Origin of the sequence: Enterovibrio qingdaonensis (assembly GCF_028683135.1) — a bacterium.
In the GTDB taxonomy this organism is placed as follows: Bacteria; Pseudomonadota; Gammaproteobacteria; order Enterobacterales; family Vibrionaceae; genus Enterovibrio; species Enterovibrio qingdaonensis.
In genome coordinates, this window is sequence record NZ_JAJUBB010000021.1 from 62,204 (window position 1) to 84,308 (window position 22,105).

The following is a 22,105-nucleotide window of genomic DNA, read 5'->3' on the forward strand; positions in this document are numbered from 1 at the left end:
ATTCCTATTGAACATTAATGGTAATTTTCTCAGAAAGAACTGGCTTATCATGAGGAATATGCAGGTGGTCACCAAGGAGCAATTGGAGTGTGTGCTTTCCTTTCGGCAGCGTTAACAGAGTCTCTGTCTGCCCACCGCCAAAATGTTTAATGTTGTCATTGGCGGGCAGCGGCAATGAAAAATCTGCCAATGAATCCACATTAATTAACAGATGATGGTGACCTGAATTGGGTTGATCGTTACCCGCAGGAACAATGCTCATCCCTTTCACGCCAAACACCACTTTAAATGTTCCCGGTACTGTTTCCCCATCTTTGGGCTCAACCAAAAACACTTGCGCGCCTTCGGCGGATTTGGTCGCCGATTGCACTGTATAAGACCAAAAGACGGCACAAAGAAGCGGAAGCAGGACGGAAAATACTTTTTTCATAAGACCACCTGTATGACCAACACGCTGAGTTCATCATGGGCAAACTCAGGTCGATACAGGTGTCAGAAAAGAGAAATTTGGGTGAGATAGTCTTTACTGTCATTTCATTCTTTTGGCATTTCCTACCCCTATATCCATTTACAGTCCGACCCTCATTTATCCGACTCACTTCAAAAAGCACCATTATTTAGCATTGACTAATTAAGAATATGCTAATAAATTAACATGGAAGCGTACCATCAAATCGAGGTTACTATGTGGGTATCACTTCCTTGGGAAGCATTGTTAGGCGGGATGTTACTGGGTGTATCTGCACTTATCCTTATGTATTTCAACGGCAAAATTGCTGGCATTAGCGGTATAGTAGGTGGACTATTGTCACCGAATAAAGGTGACATCGATTGGCGGCTGTTATTTCTTGCTGGCATGGTGATTGCCGGGCTGTCTGCAAATGCATTGGGGCTCGATTACCCAGATCTGGCACTCACTCCCGCGGGTCAATCTCCTATTATCGCGATTGTCGCAGGACTCTTGGTCGGCATAGGCACCAAGCTTGCTAATGGCTGTACAAGTGGTCATGGTATATGTGGCATTGGCCGTTTGTCACCACGCTCACTCATCGCAACGCTCGTCTTTATGGCATTTGCCATGCTTACCGTTTTCATCACCCAATTGTTATAAAAGGAGCCCGCTATGCTATTCAAATTTGTATCGCTACTTTCTGGCTTGCTATTTGGGTTGGGAATGATGATTTCCGGTATGGTCAATCCACAAAAAGTAATTGGATTTCTTGACCTCTTTGGCCAATGGGATCCAAGCTTAGCGTTTGTCATGGGCGGAGCACTCATGGTATTTATTCCCGGGTATTTCCTCGTGATTAAGCCGCAAAAGTCTCCCAGACTCGCAGCCACATTCAACTTTTCAACGCCGTCAAAAGCGGATACTAAATTGCTCACGGGTTCCGCGTTATTTGGCGTAGGTTGGGGGCTAGCGGGAATATGTCCTGGGCCGGCAATTACGTTATTGGGATCGGGCAGCATGACTATCGCGACCTTTATAATCAGCATGCTTGCAGGTATGTTTATCGTTCAGGTGGGCACAAAAGCATCGTCTTCGTTCAGAGCTCACACGATACGTTAAGCAACCTACGCGACAGCAAAGGAGCAAGCATGATTAAGTGCTCAGACTACGATTACATTGAAATTGCGTGCCTATTTCACTACCCAATCAAACTGACATTAAAGATGGGTGAAGCGATAGAAGGAATCGCTCAAGACACGCAGCGAAATCAAGCAAAAGACGAATGCATCGTGCTAGATATTCAAGGTGATCATCAACTTATCGTGCTTGATACCATTTCTGCTATCGACGTTTTGATTGAGAATCCACATTTTCGTCATGTAAGTTTTGAGCCCTAGAGGCATCACTGAAGTTTAACGAAAACGCATTTAACCTCACTATATAAAAAACAGGCCCTTCATCCGCAGGGCCTGTTTTTTCTTTCTTCAAACTCGCTCTTCAATCAAATTGACTAATCAGCAATCCAGTGCGATGCCATATTCATCCGCAGCATCCTGAATCCAAAGCCCCACGTAGTCTGAAAAACTGCGCCTGACAATAAGCTCGTAAGTGTTTTCACTGCTGTGCTTAAGGAAAACCTGCGCTTTCGCAAACGAGGTGCCGATGCAACGCCCGATATGAAAATGTCTGTCGTCGACATCATACGTGGTGGACTTTTTGAGCACATCAATGGCGTGTGACCCTGACAGTGTTAACAGTGTTTGACCACCTGAAACATCAGTAACAGACAGGTGCCCATATACATTTGCTCGGAGTTGTTGCTCAATTTGTGTGGCACTAAGCTCTCGACTGATAACCAACCACTCATCAGGTGCTTGCCACCAAATTTCCACGGTATCACTGGTTGACGTAGAGCAAGGCATTGTAGGCAATGCCACGCCTAAGGCAGCCTCAACACCACCACAGAATTCAGACGATGGCTCACCACGCAACACCACTTGAGACACACCTTTATGCTCGTGAAGATGCACACCCGCAGCGCGAGAAGGTTTCAGTGTTCCAATGTGGCTCAAAGGCAGTTCGAGAATGGGCGAAAACTCAGTTTCCGCGTTGATTTCATCCTCATTCGCTTTTCCTGGTTTTTCATTCTTCACATCATAAAAAACCGAGCTGCAAATCTGCGCTTTGAGGCTTGTTCCATCCGCCAAAGGAAAATACACGTAATCTCCCATGCGGTTCAGGCCGTTTTTAATTAATCCCAATGCAATAGAACACCCCAAAACAGTACTGTAATAGGAAGACGTGACATGTCCTACCATGGTCATTGGAATCGGTTGCTCGGGATTATCCACGGCCTGAGCCCCTTCTGGGATCACCTTGCTTGGTTCAGTGCATTTTAATCCGACTAACTGCTTTCTATCGGTACGCATTGAGTCTTCTCGCTCCCATGAACGGCGACCGATAAAACTGAATGTCTTTTGCTTGCCCGTGATCCACCCCATATTGAGGTCTTGAGGTGTCACAGAGCCATCTGTGTCTTGACCCACGATAATGAAGCCTTTTTCAGCACGAAGAATATGCATGGTCTCCGTGCCGTATGGCGTAATGTCATATTCTTCGCCAGCGTTCATGACCTGCTGCCAAACGTACATGCCAAAATTGGCATTTACGTTGATTTCAAACGATAACTCACCCGTGAAGCTGATCCTGAACACCCGTGCATCAATACCCGCAACGGTCATCGGTTTCCAACTCATAAACGGCATGGCGTCTTCTGAAACATCTTCATCACCCACCAGCTTTTTCAGCACGTTGCGACTGTTCGGTCCCGAAATAGTCATCGTGGCCCATTGGTCTGTCACGCTAGTGAAGTAAATCTCCATCTCTGGCCACTCCGTTTGATGCCAGAGTTCTAGCCATCGCAAAACGCCTGCTGCACCTCCAGAGGTGGTTGTCATCAAAAAGTGGTCATCGCTGATGCATGACGTAACGCCATCATCAAATACCATCCCATCTTCATGGCACATTAAGCCATAACGGCATTTTCCAGGCGCGAGTTTGTCCCAACCGTTCGTGTAGATACGGTTCAAAAATGCGCGGGCATCTTTCCCTTGTATGTCGATTTTCCCGAGGGTTGATGCATCCAAAATGCCGACGCTTTCTCTTGTCGCTTTGCACTCTCTCGCCAGCGACTCACCCATGGTTTCACCCCCTTTTGGGTAATACCAAGGGCGTTTCCATTGGCCGACATTTTCAAACTTGGCACCGTTAGCGATATGCCAAGCATGTATCGCCGTATAACGTTCGGGATCGAACAGTTTACCTACATCCCTTCCCGCTAAAGCACCAAAGGTCACTGGTGTATACATTGGGCGGAAAATCGTGGTTCCCGTTTCTTCAATCGATTTACCCATCGCATTTGCAGCAATAGCCATGCCATTGATGTTGCCCGTTTTACCTTGGTCAGTCCCAAAGCCCATCGCGGTATAACGCTTGATATGTTCGATCGACTCATAACCTTCACGCACCGCCAGTTCAATACCCGCTGCCGTTACATCATTCTGAAAGTCGACAAATTGCTTAGGCGCGCGACTGACGGGTAAACGGTTAGGGACAAGATAAAGGTGCATCGCGGGTGAGCCTTGAAAGGTTTCAACCACGGGTAGCGAGGCCGATAGCCCCTCTAGCCCCAACGACGAAGCGATACGTTCCGCGGCGTCAAAGCCACTTTGCATGACATCAAGTAGGCTTTGTTCGCCAGATACAGAGCCCGCGTAATCCATGCCTTCAACAGTGTTTGCAGGAACAAATCCAGCAATATCTTCTCGCCAGACAGGACGGCTGCCCGTGTGGCAACTCAAATGTAACGTTGGACTCCAGCCGCCGCTCGAAGCAATCACATCACACGCCAAGACTTTAACCGGACCAACAAGGTTACGACCCTCTTTATCGATGGGGGCGACTTCTGCTCCCGTCACACGATCACTTCCTTGTACATTGGTCACGCCATGACCATGTAATACTGTTATTCCAAGGGCTTTAGCTTGTTCCGTCTTGTCACCTTCTGCATGAGGGCGACTATCGACAATCGCCTCAACGTGTAACCCACTGAGGTGCCAATCAATAGCCGCGTCATAGGCGTCATCATTCGTTGTCATCAATACCAATGACTCGCCCGGCGTTACAGCGTAACGCCTCAGGTAAGTCGATACGGCTGACGCTAACATGCAACCCGGCAAATCGTTGTTACCAAACACCAGTGGCCTTTCAATCGCACCCGTTGCCAAAAGCACCTGTTTGGCTCTGATATGGTGGATTCGCTGTCGAATCCCGTTGGCGTCTTCGCCTATGTGGTCAGTTTTCCGTTCCAACACGCCGACAAAATTATGGTCGTAGTAGCCAAATGCCGTACTTTTCGGCAACAACATACAGTCGTGGTCTTGCTCCAATACCGAGAGCGTATCAGCCACCCAATCTGTTGCCGGTGAGGCATCAAGTTGTGTACGAGTATGAAGCAAGCTTCCACCCATTTCTGACTGTTCATCAACAAGGATAATTCTCAGTCCCTGCCCGACCAATTGCCGTGCGGCAACCAAACCCGCCGCGCCAGCACCGACGATTAATACATCACAGTGATGCTGCATTTTATCGTAAGTATTGGCGTCAACAGCCGTTGGGGCTTCACCCAGTCCTGCAGCGTTTCGAATGTGTTTTTCATAGGTTGGCCAGAGCGACTCTGGATACATGAAGGTTTTATAGTAAAAACCTGCGGGCATCATGCTGCCACCCAATTTACCCACAAAGGACATCGCATCGGTTTCTAGACTTGGCCATGCATTCACAACGCGTGCGTCTAAACCATCAAACAACTCTGTTTGCGTTGCGCGCATATTTGGTGACTGCGTAGCGGGTGTCGAACCGACCTGTAAAATGGCATTGGGCTCTTCCGCCCCTGCCCCCAAAATTCCGCGGGGCCGATGATATTTAAAACTGCGTCCAACTACTTTGACGCCATTTGCCATTAGTGCGGAGGCAAGTGTGTCGCCTTTGTGGCCTTGATAGACCATGTCATTGAACGTAAACGTGAATGAACTATCTCGGTCGATACGACCGCCGTCAGGTAAGCGATTACTTTGGCTCATGCGCTTGTCTCCCCTGTTCCTTCTGGGAGTGTCTCGCCCATTTTATATACGGCTTCAATGCGATAGGTAACTGTGTTTCTCTGTACATTGAAAAACTTCCTACAGCCTGTCGCGTGGTACCACATTTCCTTATGGCTACCCTTGATGTTCTTGCGATGAAACAAGTAATGTCCCCACTCCTTGTCTGACATCGCATTGGGATCTGTTGGGCGCACAATATGTGCTTCTCCGCCATAGCTGAACTCATCTTCTTCCCTGTATTCATCGCAATATGGGCAATAAATTCTCAGCATCTGCTTACCTATCCGTGAAATCCGTTTTAGTGTGCAACGCCAGCGGCGCCATGTTCGTCGATCAGATAGCCACTCACAAACCGGTCAATGTTGAACGGTGCCGCCAGTTTATGCGGCGTATCTCCCGCTAGCGTGTGAGCAAACACATGGCCCGATCCAGGCGTCGCTTTAAATCCGCCTGTTCCCCAACCACAATTAAAATACAGCCCGTCTATCTCGGTCTTACTAATGATCGGGCAGGCATCTGGACAGGTATCAACAATGCCACCCCAGTGACGATTCATTCGGACACGACTGAGAAATGGGAACAATTCCAGAATGGCGGTAATGGTATGTTCGATGAGTGGAAACGAACCACGCTGCCCAAACCCATTGTAACTATCAATACCCGCACCAATTACCAGATCACCCTTGTCTGATTGACTAATGTAGCCATGTACCGCATTGGACATAATGACAGTATCAATACACGGTTTCAGTGGCTCAGAGACCATGGCTTGAAGTGGATGAGACTCAATAGGTAGTGTCATTCCGGCCATTTTCGCCAGTTCTCCAGAATTACCAGCAACAACACACCCAACCTTTTTGGCTCCGATGAAACCGTTGGCGGTCTCAACCCCCAACACCTTGCCGTTTTCAATGCGAAGGCCTGTCACTTCTGTTTGCTGAAGTAAATCAACCCCGAGACTGTCTGCGGCTCTGGCAAAACCCCATGCGACCGCATCATGCCGAGCAACGCCACCACGTGGTTGCCAGCTTGCACCCAGAACCGGATAACGCGTATTTTCGGAACAATCCAGGAGAGGAACCAAATCTTGAACGGCGTTAGTGTCCAGCACTTCGCTGTCGATGCCGTTTAAACGATTTGCACTCACTCGACGTTCAATGTCGCGCATGTCCTGGAGGTTATGACCAAGATTCAACACGCCACGCTGACTGAACATCAGGTTGAAGTTAAGTTCTTGCGACAAGCCTTCCCAAAGCTTTAAGGAGTGCTCGTAGAGTTGTGCCGATTCGTCCCAAAGATAATTCGAACGAACAATGGTGGTGTTTCGTGCGGTATTCCCGCCACCCAACCAACCTTTCTCAACGACGGCGACATTAGTAATCCCACATTCCTTTGCGAGGTAATAGGCGGTTGCCAGCCCGTGGCCGCCACCACCAACAATAATCACATCGTAAAGTGGTTTTGGTGTTGGGTTGCGCCATACTCGCTGCCAGTTTTCATGAAACGTGAGCGCGTGTTTTAACAGCCCGAATCCGGAGTAATTCTGCATTCCTTGGTCCTGAATTTAGGTGGATTCAATTCACTATAGAGAGCCGAACATCTGCAACAAAAGTGTAGTCTTTTCACTGCGATTCAGATCAGCTTTGCGTACTTATTGCATGGTAATTAGGGGGCAAACTTTAGAAGTGTGATTTTGCGTCTGAGCCAGAACAGATTGCGACAATCCGCAGTGAGACGTATTGAGTTCCAAATGGGGAAAGTTCTCTTTTTTTCACTCTCAACGCCCACAAAGAAAAGGAAGACGCTAAGCTAGGAAAACAAAGGAATGGCATGGGGTTAAAAATGAACGATAACAAGCGAGATAGAAATCCCCTCGACGACGCTTATCTGGAGCCTCATTCTCTCCATCACTATGCTGACGACACGACGGATTCAAATCAGTTCGCGACCCTTCCAACCGAGACCGCATTGGCAATAAGCTATAACGGAATCAATCACGCTGTCATGATGGTCACACCGCAGGACATTGATGACTTCATCTATGGCTTTTCCTTCAGCGAACGCATCATCCAAGATGCGATAGAAATCCACGATGTATCGATTGACGTTGAAGACGACTCGCTCATTGCCAATGTGCAATTGGCAAATCGCGCTCAAGCACGACTGTCTGCATCTAAACGGCAGTTAACGGGGAGGACAGGCTGCGGAATTTGTGGCGCCGAGTCACTATCACATGCCCTTCCTACATTGCCCGCCCTCAGCACTGTTCAACCCTTGAGTAATGACCGCATTCTAGCCCTTCGCGACAATGTTCGACGATGGCAGTCACTCGGACATATCAGTGGTGCAATTCATGCTGCAATGCTTGTGGATGACTCTGGAGACATATTACTTAGCAGAGAAGACATTGGCCGACACAATGCCGTCGATAAAATATTAGGCGCGGCAATCAGGGGAAAAATCCTCACCCCTGATCACTCATTAATTGTCACGAGTCGCTGCAGTATCGAGCTGGTTCAAAAAGCGGTATTGGCAGGAGTAAGAACGCTAATTACTCTTGGCACACCAACGTCTCTCGCGGTCAGCACTGCCGTACAAGCGAATTTAAACCTTGTTCACCTACCGAGAGAGTCCAATCCACGATTTTACAATCGCGTCGGTTAGTAGCGCACTGACGGCCGCTTTATTATTAATCAGGTCGCATATTTCCATACCATTTGTAACATTTTAAAATATTATGATTACCCTCAACTCCTATCTGGTTTTATGGGCACATCGACAGGCAAAGTGAGCATCACCACCAACATGATATCGCCTCGCAATGCAGTACCCAGATATTCCAGAGCTAGGCGTAGCGGGTTATGACACTATCCTTTCGATGTATCGAACCACACTGCAATAAAAAATAAGGATGTTTTCAATGCTGAACGTTGTTGCCATAGATCACATCGTGTTGAGAACCGAAAAACGCGCCCAAATGATCGCGTTTTACACTCAGGTCCTTAATTGCCTCATCGAACGAGAAACATCACCAGAATTGGGATTAACGCAACTTCGAGCAGGTAGCGCGCTTATTGACATCGTCGATGTAGACAGCACACTCGGCAAACTTGGCGGAAAAGCCCCCGCAAACACCGGAAATAACCTCGATCATTTTTGTTTACAAATCGAACCTATTTGTGAAGAAAAATTAGTCGAACACTTAAAAAAATGGCACGTTGATGCCAGTGAGTTTGAGCAACGATACGGAGCTCAGGGTTTTGGGCGTTCAATTTACATCCAAGATCCTGATGGCAACACGATCGAATTAAAGTGCTCAATAAAATAGACAGTCAGCGATTCAGCGTTGATTTTTCTATTCAGTTACAGCTAGGTATTATTGTGAAAATGGACTCCTACACCGACACCACCAAATCGCCTCACAAAAACAATGACGCATGGGCAACCAACGTTCGATCGATCCGTGTTGCGGAAGTGTCGCCCCACCGTTTACCTCCAGCATTGCTCCTAGAAGCCGATCCATCTGCATCTAGCATTTCTACGTATCTACTTGACTCATTTTGTTTTGCCGCCATAGAAGGCGATAACATTCTAGGAGCGTGTGTACTCCAAAACCTTATAGACGGAGTGCTCGAAATAAACAATCTCGCCATATTCCCAGAGCTTCAGTGCCAAGGTTTGGGCTCGTTACTGCTGCAGCATGTCATTGACACTGCCAAAAAACGATCGATTAGAAAAATAGAACTTGGCACCGGTACATTTGGACATCAACTCGCGTTTTATCAACGATTTGGCTTTCGCGTAGAAACACTGATCAAAGATTATTATATAGATAACTACGAGGAGCCTGTTTGGGAAAAAGGCATACAGCACAAAGATATGCTGAGGCTGTCTTTGACTTTATAGCGTCACCGCACTGTGACGTTTCACGCTTAACCCAGCCAGCAGTTTTATAAACCCAAAGGGACATTCACCCAAACAACTTGAAAATGTTTGGGCATTGCCTTTTTCCGAAAGAGAACGCAATACCATCAGGTCTGTAATGGATAACCGTTCAATTCTTTCGGAGACGACGATGAAAAACGTACTATTGGTCATGGTTACGTTGCTGCCCTTTTTGTCCTACGCCCAAACGCTTAAAAATAGCGGTTCTCCCGCCACAGTTGTCGAGCTTTTCACCTCCGAAGGTTGCAGTAGTTGCCCTCCCGCGGAACACGCACTAAACCAACTCAAGCACGCTGACGAACTCTGGAAAACCGTTATTCCACTCGCCTTTCACGTCGACTATTGGAATTACATTGGGTGGGAAGATCGGTTTGCCAGCCCGCAATATAGTCAACGTCAGCGCGATAAGGTTTCGCTGGGTCAAGCATCCGGCGTTTATACACCCGGTTGGTTTATTAACGATCAGGAATGGCGCGGGTTTTTCTCCCGACACGCCGTCCCTTATGCACAAGGCCCAAAAGCACCAACATTAGAGGCAGAAATCAATCAAACAACTCTCCGCGTTCACTATGATGGGAACCAGTTGGTCAGAGCCAATATGGCCCTGCTTGCTATGGATTTAGAAACACAAGTAAAACGGGGAGAAAACCGAGGCAGGACGCTTGAGCATGATTTTGTGGTCGTTGATTTCTCGACAAAAATTGGTCGACAGTCATGGACATTTCCCTTGAGCCAACACACCACTGCGCCCGCTTCTGCAATCGCTGTTTGGTTATCCCCCATCGATGGTGGAGACCCCATTCAAACGGTCGCGGGATGGATAGAAAAATAGCCCTTTGACTGGGCTATTTATATGAGAGGTGTTGAGAAAAAGTACTATTCGTCAGCTTCAGGCACCACTGCGACTTTGGCGGCTTCTTCTTCAGTTAAAAACGCTCTAAACGTTTCGATATCTAGTGGGCGACTCAAGTAATAGCCTTGCGCTAAATCACATCCTTTAGAACGCAGCATTTCTAGCTGCTCAGCCGTTTCAACGCCTTCGGCAACGGTTCTAATTTTCAACCCTTTCGCCAAAGATATAACGGCCGTCGCTAAGGTCTCATTGAGCTGCACATCCGTTATTCCGTCAACAAACTCTCGATCAATTTTCAACGTATCGAAGGGGAATTGAAGTAGATAGCTAAGTGAAGAGTACCCTGTTCCAAAGTCATCCATAGACCACATGGCACCCATTTCATTCAACCTATCAATCATCTCTTTCACTTGTGGTTGATTGCTAAGCAATAACCCTTCCGTAACCTCTAGCTCTAGCCGGTTTATGTCAAAACCATCGTTTTCCATCATCTTCAATATGTCTTGAAGAAAAGCGGGCTGACGTATCTGTTGAGGGGAGATATTTACTGCTAAGTTCAACAATTCACCCTGTGCATTTCTTAACTTAGCGAAATCTCTCAGAGCCGTTCTAAGCACGAAGTTCCCGATTTCGTATATCAGATTTGTCTGCTCAGCGATGGGAATAAATTCGGTTGGCGGCACTGGCCCAAGCTCGCTGTTATTCCAGCGTATGAGTGCTTCAGCACCGACTATTTTGTCAGATTTCAAATCCACCAATGGTTGGTAGAGCACACTAAATTCATTGCGCGATATCGCTTTAACGAGATGGTATTCAATCCTCATTCGACGATGGATATTGTCATTCATCTCTGTCGTGAACATGCGATAGCTGTCTTTTCCACCTTTTTTCGCTTGATTCTTAGCAACGTCCGCATGAGCAAATAATCGCTTAAAATCATCCGAGTCCAGTGGTGAAACGGAAATCCCTATGCTTGCCGTCACATGGACTTCCCCTCCCATGTTGATCGAAATCGGCTTGTTGATCGCCTTTCTCAACTTACTGGCAATCTGACACGCGTTCTCTGTTTGATGCAAACCCGGCAACACAATAAGAAACTCATCTCCGCTAACACGCCCAACCGTATCTATTTCTCGAACAGTCCTGACAATGCGCTTTGAAAGTTCAACCAATACCTGGTCGCCCACATCATGGCTCAGCGTATCGTTCACAGTTTTGAAATTGTCGATATCGACTAGCATCAAGCCAGTCAGCAGCCCCCGGCGAATATCATGAGCAATCGCATACCGCAGTCGATCTAGTGTCAGGTTTCGGTTCGCCAATTTGGTTAAGCCGTCATAAAGAGCGCGTTGCATAATCAATTCTTCGTTACGGCGAATACGAAGCTGATTGTATATTCGAAGTTTCACTTCCGCTGGCGAAACAGGCTTAGAAATATAGTCAGAGCAACCAATTCTCAGCCCAAGCTCTTTGCCTTCATCTTCCTGAGGCTCTGTCACTAAAATGATCGGCGTATTCGCCAGTTCTGCATCGTTCCTAAAGTGCTGACACAACTCATAACCATCCATGTCAGGTAACTCGACATCAATCAAAATGAGTTTGGGCGATTCTTGTTTCGCCAGCTCTTTTGCCCGGAGTGCTGTCGTGGAAAAGATTACTCGGTATTCTTCACCCAATATGGCATTGAGAATGCGAATGCTGTTTGGCGATGAATCCACTAATAGAAGGGTGTCTTTATCCACCGCCTCATGATTGGTTTGCATTCGGGATCCCCTTTTCTTTCACTAAGTCTGTCGTCATTCCATTTGAAGCTAAAAAGTCGTCGAGCTCTTTGTTTGCCTGCGTATAATCAAGCTCAATTAACTTATCGCCGATCGGTTTGATTTGAGGGGCGATATCGCAAAAATCCACAAGAAGTTGGTAGTAGGATTCAATCGCCATCATATCTTGTGAAAGTATTTGCGCTTTCAACGCCATCATCCTGACATCGAGCGCATTGCTCGGTGAAGTGGACTTTGCGGAACCACTGGGATTATCTGACGACGTGGCTTGAGTCTCAGAGACATGCTGAGAACTGTGCTTAAGAAGGATTTGACCAATTTCTTTGATTGCGTTGTCCATGTCTCGTTTAAATTGACTCAACGGGCCTTCATGATTTTCTTCAGGCGTAGACAACGCGATTTGCAGGTGTTTGGCCGATTTTCTCAAGGCAGTAACAGAGAGATTGCCCGCACTTCCCGCGATGGTGTGCGCATGCTCAGACGCTACAACATTCTGACCTTCTTCGATGTGTTGATATACTGCAGACTCTAACGTTCTTGCCTGATGGACAAAGTCACTCAACAGTTTGAAATACAGTGTTTCGTTGCCCATGACGCGTTTGATCCCCTCGTCAATATCAACGTATTCATACTCTTCATCTGTCGGCTCTATAGCAGAGGAGGACTTATCAACCGATGTCACTGCAAGTCCAAGATGCACAGCCAATTTTTGTAAGAGAGAATCTGCATCAATCGGTTTGGCAACATGATCATTCATCCCAGCAGCTTCACAACGCTGTCGGTCTTTCTCCATGGTATGCGCAGTAACGGCAAAGATGGGTAACGTATCCCCGTCTGCGGTTTCTCGAATGATTCGTGTTGCCTCAAGTCCATTCATGTCCGGCATTTCCAAGTCCATTAAAATGGCGTCGTACAATTCAGGTGCTGGGCACACTTTAACTACTGCTTCTCTGCCTGACTGGGCAATTTCGACTTGAAAATCATTACTGATCAAAATTTCATTGGCGATACGCTGATTAATTGGCATGTCATCAACCACCAAAATACGCTTACCACCACCGTTGACGGTTACACCCGTTTGTTGCAACTGAGCGTTAATGATTCGCTGATGCGTTTTGGGCAGATTTTGGCCCATCACTTCCATAATGGTGTCAAACATGACTGACGCCGAAATAGGCTTGTGAAGATAACCATCTATTTTTCCCGGCCCTTTTTCACTTTCGATTTTGTTTTTATCAAAGGCACTGATCACAATCACAAGCGGGGTGTCTTTCGGGGACATGTCACTGTTAAGTTTCTCAAGTAAATGGAAACCTTTCTTACCGGGCATATGCCAATCAAGCAGTATCAGATCATAAGGTTCACCTTCTAAATCGAGGACGCTGTCTTCAATGGCTTTAAACGCACTATCAACGCTATTGGCGGAATGGCATTCGAAGCCGAGAGACTCAATGATGGTGGTATGAACCGATATGGATGATGGATTGTCGTCGACAACCAGCACCCGTAGCTTTCTCAAATCTACGGGCACAGCGAAGCTTTTCTCTGACGAGACAGAAGAAACTTGCAGTTCAATATTAAATCGAATCCCTGAGTCTTCATCAGGCATATCACTGTAGATACTTCCCCCCATTGCTTCAATTAAACAGCAGGAAATAAGGAGGTTAAGCGATTCATCCACTTCTGACATCGCCATTGACGCACGCTCGGCAAGTTCATCAAGATGGTAGTAAGGCTGGGAGTCGGCTGATAATTTCTCATGAACCGAAAATTCAAGCGACACACTACCTTCCGTTAGCTTTGTCGCCTCAATACTGAGGATGATTGGACAACCGCCACCGACAATCAACGCTTCAGATATAAAGTTCAACAATACTCGGCGCAGTCGGTCAGGATCGCCGATCAGCGAGCGTGGCACATCCATTGGCACATCAAACAGCAACTCAACTTCCCGCCGTTCTGCTTCACCGAGGATGTATTCGCGAAGGCTCTCAAGTAGTTGGTCTAAATCGAAAGGCGTATTCTCTAATGTCAAAAAATCTGTGGAAAGTTCTTCAAAATCTCTCAAATTGTCACTGAGCACGCCCGCCCGTTTCAACGATCGATGTAAGCTGTCCACGTAGATGGCTTGTTTATTACTGAGAGAGGTTTGAAGAAGAATTTGTGCGCAACTCGCTGACGTAGCAAGAAGCGGATAAAGCTGCATATTCACTTGGGAGAGAACATTAAAACTTCGGCTCAATGCGCCCATGACCCCTTTTCTTGAGCCAGCAATGAGTTGTGTACCCATTTTTAGGAAGAGTTCATCAGGGCCGATCGGATAAACAAGGTAGTCCGCAGCTCCCGCTTGATAAGCGGTTCTTTTTTCCTCTTCTGAAAAACGATTGGACGTAACGATGATACGCGTATTCTTGCACGTTGGTAGAAGACGGATATTTTTGATTTCTTTTTGAATAACTTCTCCGCCATTAAACGGAAAGTCATAACTCAGAACAAGAATATTGACAGGATGCTGCTCTAATATCGTATTTAGCTTGTCTGGTGTTGCCACCGACCGCAACCAATATCCGTTTTCACTTAAGACCTGCTGATAAAAATCTATATGTGATAGGTCTACGTCGGCCAGAACGATGACGGGTTCATTTTTCACCAAGCTTTTCATTGCGCCTACCTTTCGGAGTAATGTGTCAGAAGCTAAAGTGCCTCGTGCTCAACATCATTTTGATTCCAACAGATAGCGATAAGATCATTAAACAAAGCGATATTCTCGTCCGCTTTTAACACACTGTTTTATGTGACCAATCTTAAAAAACACTATCTCTTATCTCAAAAATGAAGCAAAAGTTTGCTCTTTAAAACTAGTGTCTTTTTGACTTCTGTGCCAAATCCTCTTTTCCAGCAATGAATTGCCCGTCATTTAAGATCTATTCTTTTCATCTTTGCTAAAACACTGCAGAAGGGCCTCTCTCGCCCTCCCAAATTTCGTCGCAAATCCCGCATTCTCATATATGAAACACTTCCCTTTCAAAACTTTACAAATTCTCAGCTAGCCCCTTAGCAGTGGTCGTTTTGTGTACTAGGGTTAATTCACGACCAATTTATGAATCGTTATCTTCATTTCTAAGACATTGAAGTTAAAGGAGAGACAAATGGCAATATCCTTGGTACTCAGTCAGGTTGTGGGGCAAGCATTTGTGGTTAAGCCCGACGGCGAAACGGTTCCCGCTCAACCCAATGCTGCATTACAAACCGGCGACGTTCTTTCCGTCCCAAAAGGGAAAAATGCGTGGCTCGTGACAGAAGACCAAGAACAAATTGATGTGCTCGATGAGGCATTATTAGTGGGTGAAGAGGGCATTGAAATCCTTGACCTTCCTTCTGATGTCCTGGACATTATTGCCGCTATTGAAGAGGGTGATGACCCTTCAGAAAAAGAAGGTACTGAAACAGCTGCAGGTGAAGAGCTATCAAGCTCAACGCTGAGCGTTCAGAGCATCATTGAGTCAAATAATTCCAAAGGAGGCACGGATACCACTATTCGCTTCAGCACTCTATCGCTTGAAGGGATGGGGATGTCTAGGGGTCAGGCTGACTCTTTACTTAATTCGCGCTACGCGGCACTTTTGGCAAGTCGAAACCAAGACCAAGACCAAGACCAAGACCAAGACCAAGACCAAGACCAAGAATATGTTGCTCCCGAATTTGCGCCTATCAACATCAACTTCGAGGAAGACGGCGACTTAACAATTTCGCGTGAAGATATCCTGCCGTATATCACTGGCGGCAATACTGACAATATCCAGATAACCAATATCATCCCCAGTGTTGAAGGCGCGACCATCATACAAAATGAAGACGGCTCATACACATTGCGCCCCCCCGAAAATTTCAATGGGCAAATGACATTCAAAGTAGAAATAACCGATGGCGTGACCACCTTTTCCAGTGACATTTCGGTGACCGTATCAGCAATAGAAGATGCACCAGAAATTCAATTAAATCCCGTCGCGCTTTCAGAGGACAGCAATGTTTCTGAAGGGTCTGTCATTGCAAACATTTCGACCAACGATGGTGACGGCGACCGCCTTGAGGTAGCGATCACTAACGATCCCAATGGATACTTTGCGATCGAGAGTGGAAACGTCGTTCTGACTGCCGCTGGGCAAGCCGCGATCGATGATGACACATTAGCCCTAGAAGAGATAAGCGTGACGGTTTCCGTCACCGACGGCAAAACCACGGTAGAAGAAACCATTACTATCCCTATCACTCGGACTGATGACGATGCCGTTGTCGAAGGTGATACGGAGGCTACTGTTACCGACCCTTCAGGCCCAGCAATAGGCACCGCATCAGGCACGTTAAACGTGGTTGATATTGACTCTAACAATCAAACCACACTCAATAATGAAACCCTGATTGGCGAATATGGCACGCTTCAAGTAGAAAACGGCGCATGGACCTATACTACCGACAACGAGAAAGTCGCACCACTTGCTGAAGGCGACCAAGCCACTGACACCTTCACCGTTACTGCCAGTGATGGCAGCACTCATCAAATTGTACTTACCATAGAAGGCACCAATGACGCCGCAAGCGTATCTGGCGATATTTCCGCAACCATTGTGGCTGATAACGGAATGCTACAAGCCTCCGGTCAGTTATCTTCCGATGATGTTGATGGCAACAACGACTCCTTCATTGCAGAAACAGTGCAATCACTTCGCGGTGAACTAACCATCGATAGCGATGGCTCTTGGACGTACACATCAACCGATCCTACTGGTGCAATTCAAGCATTAGGTGAAGGGGACTCGCTAGCTGAATACGTTACAGTGCGCACGGAAGATGGTACCGAACAACAAATCGCCATTACCTTTGAGGGTGTCAATGACGATGCTGTGTTCTCCGCCATCACGACAGGCTCAGTCACTGAATCTGATACGGCGATGACTACCAGTGGCTCTCTCAATGTCGACGACGCCGATGCAGGCGAATCGTTTATGCAGGCCGGTACATTTAGCGGAGCCTATGGTGAAGTCACTATGGATCGCGCCGGAAACTGGAGCTATACCACCAGCGACAGCAGCCATACTGCGATAAATTCATTAACAGATGGCGAGAACCTCACCGATACCATCACGGTTTTCTCCCTTGATGGTACCGAAACACAGATCACAATCACCATCAACGGCACCAATGATGCGGCAGTCATTGATGGAAATATCGCCGCCACCGTTGTCGATAACGGTGGTGTCATGTCCACCTCTGGCACATTGACGTCGACTGATGTAGACGGCAATAACAATACCTTTATTGCCGAAACCATTAACACACCACGCGGACAACTCTCAATCAGTGAGACTGGCGAATGGACATATTCCACGTCTGATCCGTCAGGCGCAATTCAACGTCTCGGTGACGGAGAAACGCTGACTGAGGTTGTCACTGTCAGGGCAGAAGACGGCACCACACAACAACTCACGTTGACGCTAGAGGGCATCAACGACACGCCTGTTTTCTCCGCCGTATCGGCGCGAGACGTATTTGAATCTAATGACGTCATCAGTGTCGGCGGATCTATCAATATTAACGATGCCGATACTGGCGAATCCTTCATGGAAGCCGGTACTTATATCGGCGATTTTGGTTCTGTCACCATCGACCGCGCCGGCAATTGGACATACACCACCGATCCATCATCTAACGCGTCGTTGGATGCACTATCAGATGGGGAACGGACACTTGACACCATCACCGTGCGCGCCGTTGACGGAACGGAAACGGACATTCAAGTCACGATCATTGGTACCAATGATCCCGCGGTTATTGCAGGTGATATCGTCGGCACCGTCGTCGAAGCAGACGGAACCATGACGACAACTGGTGAACTCACATCAACCGATGTCGACGGAAATGACAATACATTTACGCCCCAAACGATTGAAGGCAGATGGGGCGAAATTACGATTGAAGCCGATGGTAGTTGGACTTACTCCACCAATGACGATAAAGGGGCTATTGATCGTTTAGGTCAAGGAGAGCAACTAACAGATACCATCACTGTCGAAGCACAAGATGGTACACAGCAGGCCATAACCATCACCATTGACGGCGTTAATGACGATGCCGTGTTTGGCGGAATGACCAGTGTCTCTATCAACGAAACAGATGGACAATTGACGACGAGCGGACGCGCAACCGTGTCTGATGCAGAGGCCGGCCAACAGTTTTTCACTGCGGGCACCTATACTGGCACGTATGGCGAAATCACCATCGACCGCGCGGGAAATTGGACATATACATCAGACGATGTAAATAACGCGACATTTGATGCGCTGGATGCTGGCGACTCGCTGCCTGATACGATTACCGTAACGTCACTCGACGGCACAGAACTCGACATCACCATTACGATAACAGGAACCAATGATGCTCCTGTTGTCAGCGGTCAGTTCGGCGATTCAGTGACAGATTCTACGTCAGGCGATACCGTCACCGCGACAGGGTCGATCAGCATTTCTGATGTTGATGCTGACGATAGCCCAACGTTTTCCGACACCGCTATAGAAGGCGCGTACGGTTCTTTAGTCCTTGCTGACGGAGAGTGGACTTACACACTCGATAAAGATGCCGCCAGCGTATTAAACGCAGGTCAACAAGCAACTGATACCTTAGTTCTGACAGCATCGGATGGCACACAGCAAAGTATTGTTATCGCCATTACCGGTACCGATGATGCGCCAATTTTTCAAGGTAACGTCACCGGTTCATTGAGTGATAACGAAAACCTGACAACTTCAGGTTCCATAGAGATCATCGATGCGGATGCAGAAGACACACCCACGCTGCCAGATGCCAACGTGGATGGCACCTATGGATCATTGTCTTTGGTTGGCGGCGAGTGGACGTACACCTTAAACCCTGACGCTGCAGCCTCATTACCTGACGGCGAAACAACCACTGACACCCTTACCATTGAAGCGTCTGATGGCAGCACCCATGAGATAGTCATTACCATTACAGGCACAGATCAAGAGCCTGTACTTACTGGGAACACGACAGGTGGTGTAACAGAAGGAAGCGGCACGATCACAGCCACAGGTACGGTAGACTTGGTAGATATCGACAGTGGAGAGAATCCTACCCTGCCGAATGTGACCGTCGCAGGTCAATACGGATCGCTAACCTTAAATGAAGGCAACTGGACCTATACGCTCGACCCGGATTTGGCACAATACCTAGACCAAGATCAAACCACCACAGATACCATCACGATTGAAGCATCAGATGGCACGTTCCACGACATTGTCATTACCATTACGGGTACAGAAGATGCTGCAGAGCTAGGCGGTGATATTGCAGGTAATGTCACCGATGAATCAGGTACGCTAACAGCCAGCGGCAACCTGACTGTCAGCGATCCAGATACCAACGATAATCCAACCTTGCCAGATGCCAATCACCAAGGTCAGTACGGCACATTCACGATGACTGACGGTGCTTGGACATATACTTTAGACCCAGAGCTCGCCGACGTGCTAGATAATGGCACTGTCGTACAAGATGTCATTACGATCACCGATTCCATGGGCGGCTCACATGAACTTGTAATCAATGTGACAGGTACTGACAATGCTGCAGAGTTAGTTGGCGATACAACGGGCAATCTGGTAGAAGGCGTTGATACCAGTACATCTGGCACTATCGATATTATCGATCCTGACAGCAACGATAACCCAACGTTGGTAGACACCGACATAACGACAGATTACGGTTCGTTCTCGCTGGTCAATGGTGAATGGACGTACACCGTCAATCAAGACACCGCACAAGGTCTCAACGCAGGGCAAACAGCAACCGACACTATTACTCTTGAAGATGACAAAGGCCAAGAGTATGAGCTTGTAATCACCATTGAGGGGACCGCTGACAATCCTGTTGTTTCCGGTGATTTCACTGGCACCGTTACGGCTGAAACTGGGCCGACCGTTGAGGTCTCCCACCTCTTTGTCTTTGGTGATGATGCCGACGGTGATACTGATTCATTCAGCGTTTCGAGCCAGCCGTCAGAGATAGACTTCAATACTATCGGTTTTAGTGCAGCCATCACTGACACCGATGGTCAACTCAATAACGACGGCTCACAAACTATTGAATTAGGCGGAAATAGCTATCCTGTGTCTGCTAACGCGACGGTGCAATACAGTGATGCCTACGGCAACGTATTCACCTTTGGCGTACTCACTGTTGCCGCAGATCAAGCCGGTAATTTCTTTGGGAACGGCGATTCTCCCACTACGCTTTTGGTACAAATTGATGGTCCAGACATTGTCCCGGGCACAGATCTCTCATTGGTTGAAAGCTCATATACCGAAGTCAGTGCGATCAACTATCTCGATGTCTCAAACGACATTACCGCCACGGGCCAGCTCAGTATCAGCGATGTGGATACTGATGACACGCCAGCGTTTGAAAATACCACTCTCGAAGGTGATTACGGTACATTTACACTCGACAATGGAACGTGGACTTACACATTAGATCCTGAGAAAGCAAAAGAGTTAGACGCTGATGATGTCGTGACAGAAAGCTTTACGCTCACCGCGACTGACAATACACAACAAACAATTTCCATTGAAGTTACTGGCACAGATGATGCTGCCATTGTCACGGGCAATACAACAGGCTCTGTGACCGATCAAGATACGTCCACTACAGGTTCCATCACGGTCACTGACCCTGATTCGGGTCAAACGGCGACCGTTGATAACACCACTATAGAAGGCGACTACGGTACTTTTGAGCTAGTGGGTGGTGAATGGACTTATACGGTTGATCCTGACAAAGCCCAAGCTCTGCCTGATGGCGACGTGGAAACCGACACCTTTGAACTCACCGCATCTGATGGTTCTAAGCACGAAATCGTCATTACGGTAACAGGTACCAATGACGCCGCAGTTGTAACGGGCGATACCACGGGCAGTGTTGATTTAGATGCCGACACACCAGAAACCAGTGTCTCTGGCACGCTGTCCATTTCTGATGTGGATGATGGCGAGTCCCCACGTTTCGATAACGTCACCATTGAAGGAGGGTACGGTACCTTTAGCCTTGCTGATGGAAACTGGACATACACCATTGATCCGTCCAAAGCCGACGCCCTGAACGATAACCAAACCGAACAAGAGGTGTTCACACTGACCGCCTCAGACGGCACGGTGCAACAAATCACAGTGGATGTCACCGGTACCGATGATGCCGCCGCGGTCTCCGGCAATTTCACCGCAAATATCACCGAGGACTCAGGTGCACAAACCGCGACGGGCACCCTCACCATTACCGATGCGGACACCGGTGAAACGCCAACCATTCCAAACGGTACGCTGGCGGGTGACTACGGCTCTTTAACGCTCGTTGATGGTGCATGGACCTACACCGCTGACAGCGCATCCATTCAATCGTTGGCTGACGGCGACACCGCGACCGACACCATCACAGTCACCGCCTCTGACGGCACGACCCAAGACATCGTGATCACCATTACAGGTACTGACGATGCGGCGGTCATCACGGGTGATGTCACCGCAAGTATCACAGAGGATTCAGGCGCACAAACCGCGACGGGCACCATCACGATAACCGATGCGGACACAGGTGAAACGCCAACCATTCCAAACGGTACACTGGCCGGTGAATACGGCTCTTTAACGCTCGTTGATGGCGCATGGACCTACACTGCTGACAACGCATCCATCCAATCACTGGCTGACGGCGATACTGCCACCGACACCATCACCGTCACGGCCTCTGACGGCACGACCCAAGACATCGTGATCACCATTACAGGTACTGACGATGCGGCAGTGATCACGGGTGATGTCACCGCAAGCATCACCGAAGATGCGGGCGT

The 22,105-nt window shown here is 47.8% G+C and carries 14 protein-coding genes; 8 read left to right on the forward strand and 6 right to left on the reverse strand.

The window, feature by feature from the left end; translation table 11 throughout:
• Positions 1 to 4: 4 nt before the first annotated feature.
• Positions 5 to 430 (reverse strand): DUF4399 domain-containing protein, encoded by a 426-nt coding sequence (locus tag LRP49_RS20995; RefSeq protein WP_274144680.1) that lies wholly within the window; start codon positions 428 to 430, stop codon positions 5 to 7.
• A gap of 255 nt (positions 431 to 685) precedes the next feature.
• Here LRP49_RS20995 and LRP49_RS21000 point away from each other — a divergent pair, with 255 nt between their 5' ends.
• From LRP49_RS21000 to LRP49_RS21010, 3 genes are read left to right on the forward strand one after another with little or no spacing between them, the layout of a single operon-like run.
• Positions 686 to 1,111 carry a YeeE/YedE family protein gene (locus tag LRP49_RS21000; RefSeq protein WP_274144682.1) on the forward strand — a complete coding sequence of 142 codons (426 nt, stop codon included), beginning with the start codon at positions 686 to 688 and terminating at the stop codon, positions 1,109 to 1,111.
• A gap of 12 nt (positions 1,112 to 1,123) precedes the next feature.
• Positions 1,124 to 1,570 carry a DUF6691 family protein gene (locus LRP49_RS21005; RefSeq protein WP_274144683.1) on the forward strand — a complete coding sequence of 149 codons (447 nt, stop codon included), beginning with the start codon at positions 1,124 to 1,126 and terminating at the stop codon, positions 1,568 to 1,570.
• 29 nt (positions 1,571 to 1,599) lie between these two features.
• Positions 1,600 to 1,848, forward strand: coding sequence for a Rho-binding antiterminator (locus tag LRP49_RS21010; protein ID WP_274144684.1), 249 nt, complete (start codon positions 1,600 to 1,602; stop codon positions 1,846 to 1,848).
• Positions 1,849 to 1,965: 117 nt separating this feature from the next.
• Here LRP49_RS21010 and LRP49_RS21015 read toward each other — a convergent pair whose 3' ends face one another.
• The 3 genes from LRP49_RS21015 to LRP49_RS21025 are packed head-to-tail and all read right to left on the reverse strand — an operon-like array spanning position 1,966 to position 7,162.
• Entirely contained in the window at positions 1,966 to 5,592 is a 3,627-nt protein-coding gene (locus LRP49_RS21015; protein WP_274144685.1) for a sarcosine oxidase subunit alpha family protein, read from the reverse strand.
• Positions 5,589 to 5,885 carry a sarcosine oxidase subunit delta gene (locus tag LRP49_RS21020; protein WP_274144687.1) on the reverse strand — a complete coding sequence of 99 codons (297 nt, stop codon included), beginning with the start codon at positions 5,883 to 5,885 and terminating at the stop codon, positions 5,589 to 5,591. Before LRP49_RS21020 ends, LRP49_RS21015 begins: the two co-directional genes overlap by 4 nt.
• A gap of 26 nt (positions 5,886 to 5,911) precedes the next feature.
• A complete protein-coding gene (locus LRP49_RS21025) occupies positions 5,912 to 7,162 on the reverse strand; it encodes a sarcosine oxidase subunit beta family protein (protein ID WP_274144689.1) in 1,251 nt (416 codons plus the stop codon).
• Positions 7,163 to 7,455: 293 nt separating this feature from the next.
• Here LRP49_RS21025 and fdhD point away from each other — a divergent pair, with 293 nt between their 5' ends.
• The 4 genes from fdhD (at position 7,456) to LRP49_RS21045 (ending at position 10,390) form a co-directional block, all read left to right on the forward strand.
• Positions 7,456 to 8,277, forward strand: coding sequence for a formate dehydrogenase accessory sulfurtransferase FdhD (fdhD, locus tag LRP49_RS21030; protein ID WP_274144690.1), 822 nt, complete (start codon positions 7,456 to 7,458; stop codon positions 8,275 to 8,277).
• A gap of 256 nt (positions 8,278 to 8,533) precedes the next feature.
• A complete protein-coding gene (locus LRP49_RS21035) occupies positions 8,534 to 8,941 on the forward strand; it encodes a VOC family protein (RefSeq protein ID WP_274144691.1) in 408 nt (135 codons plus the stop codon).
• The gene (locus LRP49_RS21040) at positions 8,926 to 9,519 is read left to right on the forward strand and encodes a GNAT family N-acetyltransferase (protein ID WP_337992959.1); all 594 of its coding nucleotides are present in this window, start codon (positions 8,926 to 8,928) and stop codon (positions 9,517 to 9,519) included. Before LRP49_RS21035 ends, LRP49_RS21040 begins: the two co-directional genes overlap by 16 nt.
• A gap of 169 nt (positions 9,520 to 9,688) precedes the next feature.
• On the forward strand, positions 9,689 to 10,390 hold the full coding sequence (locus LRP49_RS21045) for a DUF1223 domain-containing protein (RefSeq protein WP_274144692.1): 702 nt from the start codon (positions 9,689 to 9,691) through the stop codon (positions 10,388 to 10,390).
• A 44-nt stretch (positions 10,391 to 10,434) separates the two neighbouring features.
• Here LRP49_RS21045 and LRP49_RS21050 read toward each other — a convergent pair whose 3' ends face one another.
• Together LRP49_RS21050 and LRP49_RS21055 are read right to left on the reverse strand one after the other, a co-directional pair.
• The gene (locus LRP49_RS21050) at positions 10,435 to 12,174 is read right to left on the reverse strand and encodes a two-component system response regulator (protein ID WP_274144694.1); all 1,740 of its coding nucleotides are present in this window, start codon (positions 12,172 to 12,174) and stop codon (positions 10,435 to 10,437) included.
• A complete protein-coding gene (locus LRP49_RS21055; protein ID WP_274144696.1) occupies positions 12,158 to 14,854 on the reverse strand; it encodes a response regulator in 2,697 nt (898 codons plus the stop codon). Before LRP49_RS21055 ends, LRP49_RS21050 begins: the two co-directional genes overlap by 17 nt.
• A gap of 487 nt (positions 14,855 to 15,341) precedes the next feature.
• On the opposite strand from LRP49_RS21055, the gene LRP49_RS21060 reads away from it, so the two are divergent.
• Positions 15,342 to 22,105: VCBS domain-containing protein (locus LRP49_RS21060; protein WP_274144698.1), on the forward strand; the 6,764-nt coding region annotated here is incomplete at its 3' end.

What these genes read in the sequence shown, in the direction of transcription:
- LRP49_RS20995 (WP_274144680.1), bottom strand. Translation starts at nt 430, where the DNA reads ATGAAAAAAGTATTTTCCGTCCTGCTTCCGCTTCTTTGTGCCGTCTTT.
- LRP49_RS21000 (WP_274144682.1), top strand. Translation starts at nt 686, where the DNA reads ATGTGGGTATCACTTCCTTGGGAAGCATTGTTAGGCGGGATGTTACTG.
- LRP49_RS21005 (WP_274144683.1), top strand. Translation starts at nt 1,124, where the DNA reads ATGCTATTCAAATTTGTATCGCTACTTTCTGGCTTGCTATTTGGGTTG.
- LRP49_RS21010 (WP_274144684.1), top strand. Translation starts at nt 1,600, where the DNA reads ATGATTAAGTGCTCAGACTACGATTACATTGAAATTGCGTGCCTATTT.
- LRP49_RS21015 (WP_274144685.1), bottom strand. Translation starts at nt 5,592, where the DNA reads ATGAGCCAAAGTAATCGCTTACCTGACGGCGGTCGTATCGACCGAGAT.
- LRP49_RS21020 (WP_274144687.1), bottom strand. Translation starts at nt 5,885, where the DNA reads ATGCTGAGAATTTATTGCCCATATTGCGATGAATACAGGGAAGAAGAT.
- LRP49_RS21025 (WP_274144689.1), bottom strand. Translation starts at nt 7,162, where the DNA reads ATGCAGAATTACTCCGGATTCGGGCTGTTAAAACACGCGCTCACGTTT.
- fdhD (WP_274144690.1), top strand. Translation starts at nt 7,456, where the DNA reads ATGAACGATAACAAGCGAGATAGAAATCCCCTCGACGACGCTTATCTG.
- LRP49_RS21035 (WP_274144691.1), top strand. Translation starts at nt 8,534, where the DNA reads ATGCTGAACGTTGTTGCCATAGATCACATCGTGTTGAGAACCGAAAAA.
- LRP49_RS21045 (WP_274144692.1), top strand. Translation starts at nt 9,689, where the DNA reads ATGAAAAACGTACTATTGGTCATGGTTACGTTGCTGCCCTTTTTGTCC.
- LRP49_RS21050 (WP_274144694.1), bottom strand. Translation starts at nt 12,174, where the DNA reads ATGCAAACCAATCATGAGGCGGTGGATAAAGACACCCTTCTATTAGTG.
- LRP49_RS21055 (WP_274144696.1), bottom strand. Translation starts at nt 14,854, where the DNA reads ATGAAAAGCTTGGTGAAAAATGAACCCGTCATCGTTCTGGCCGACGTA.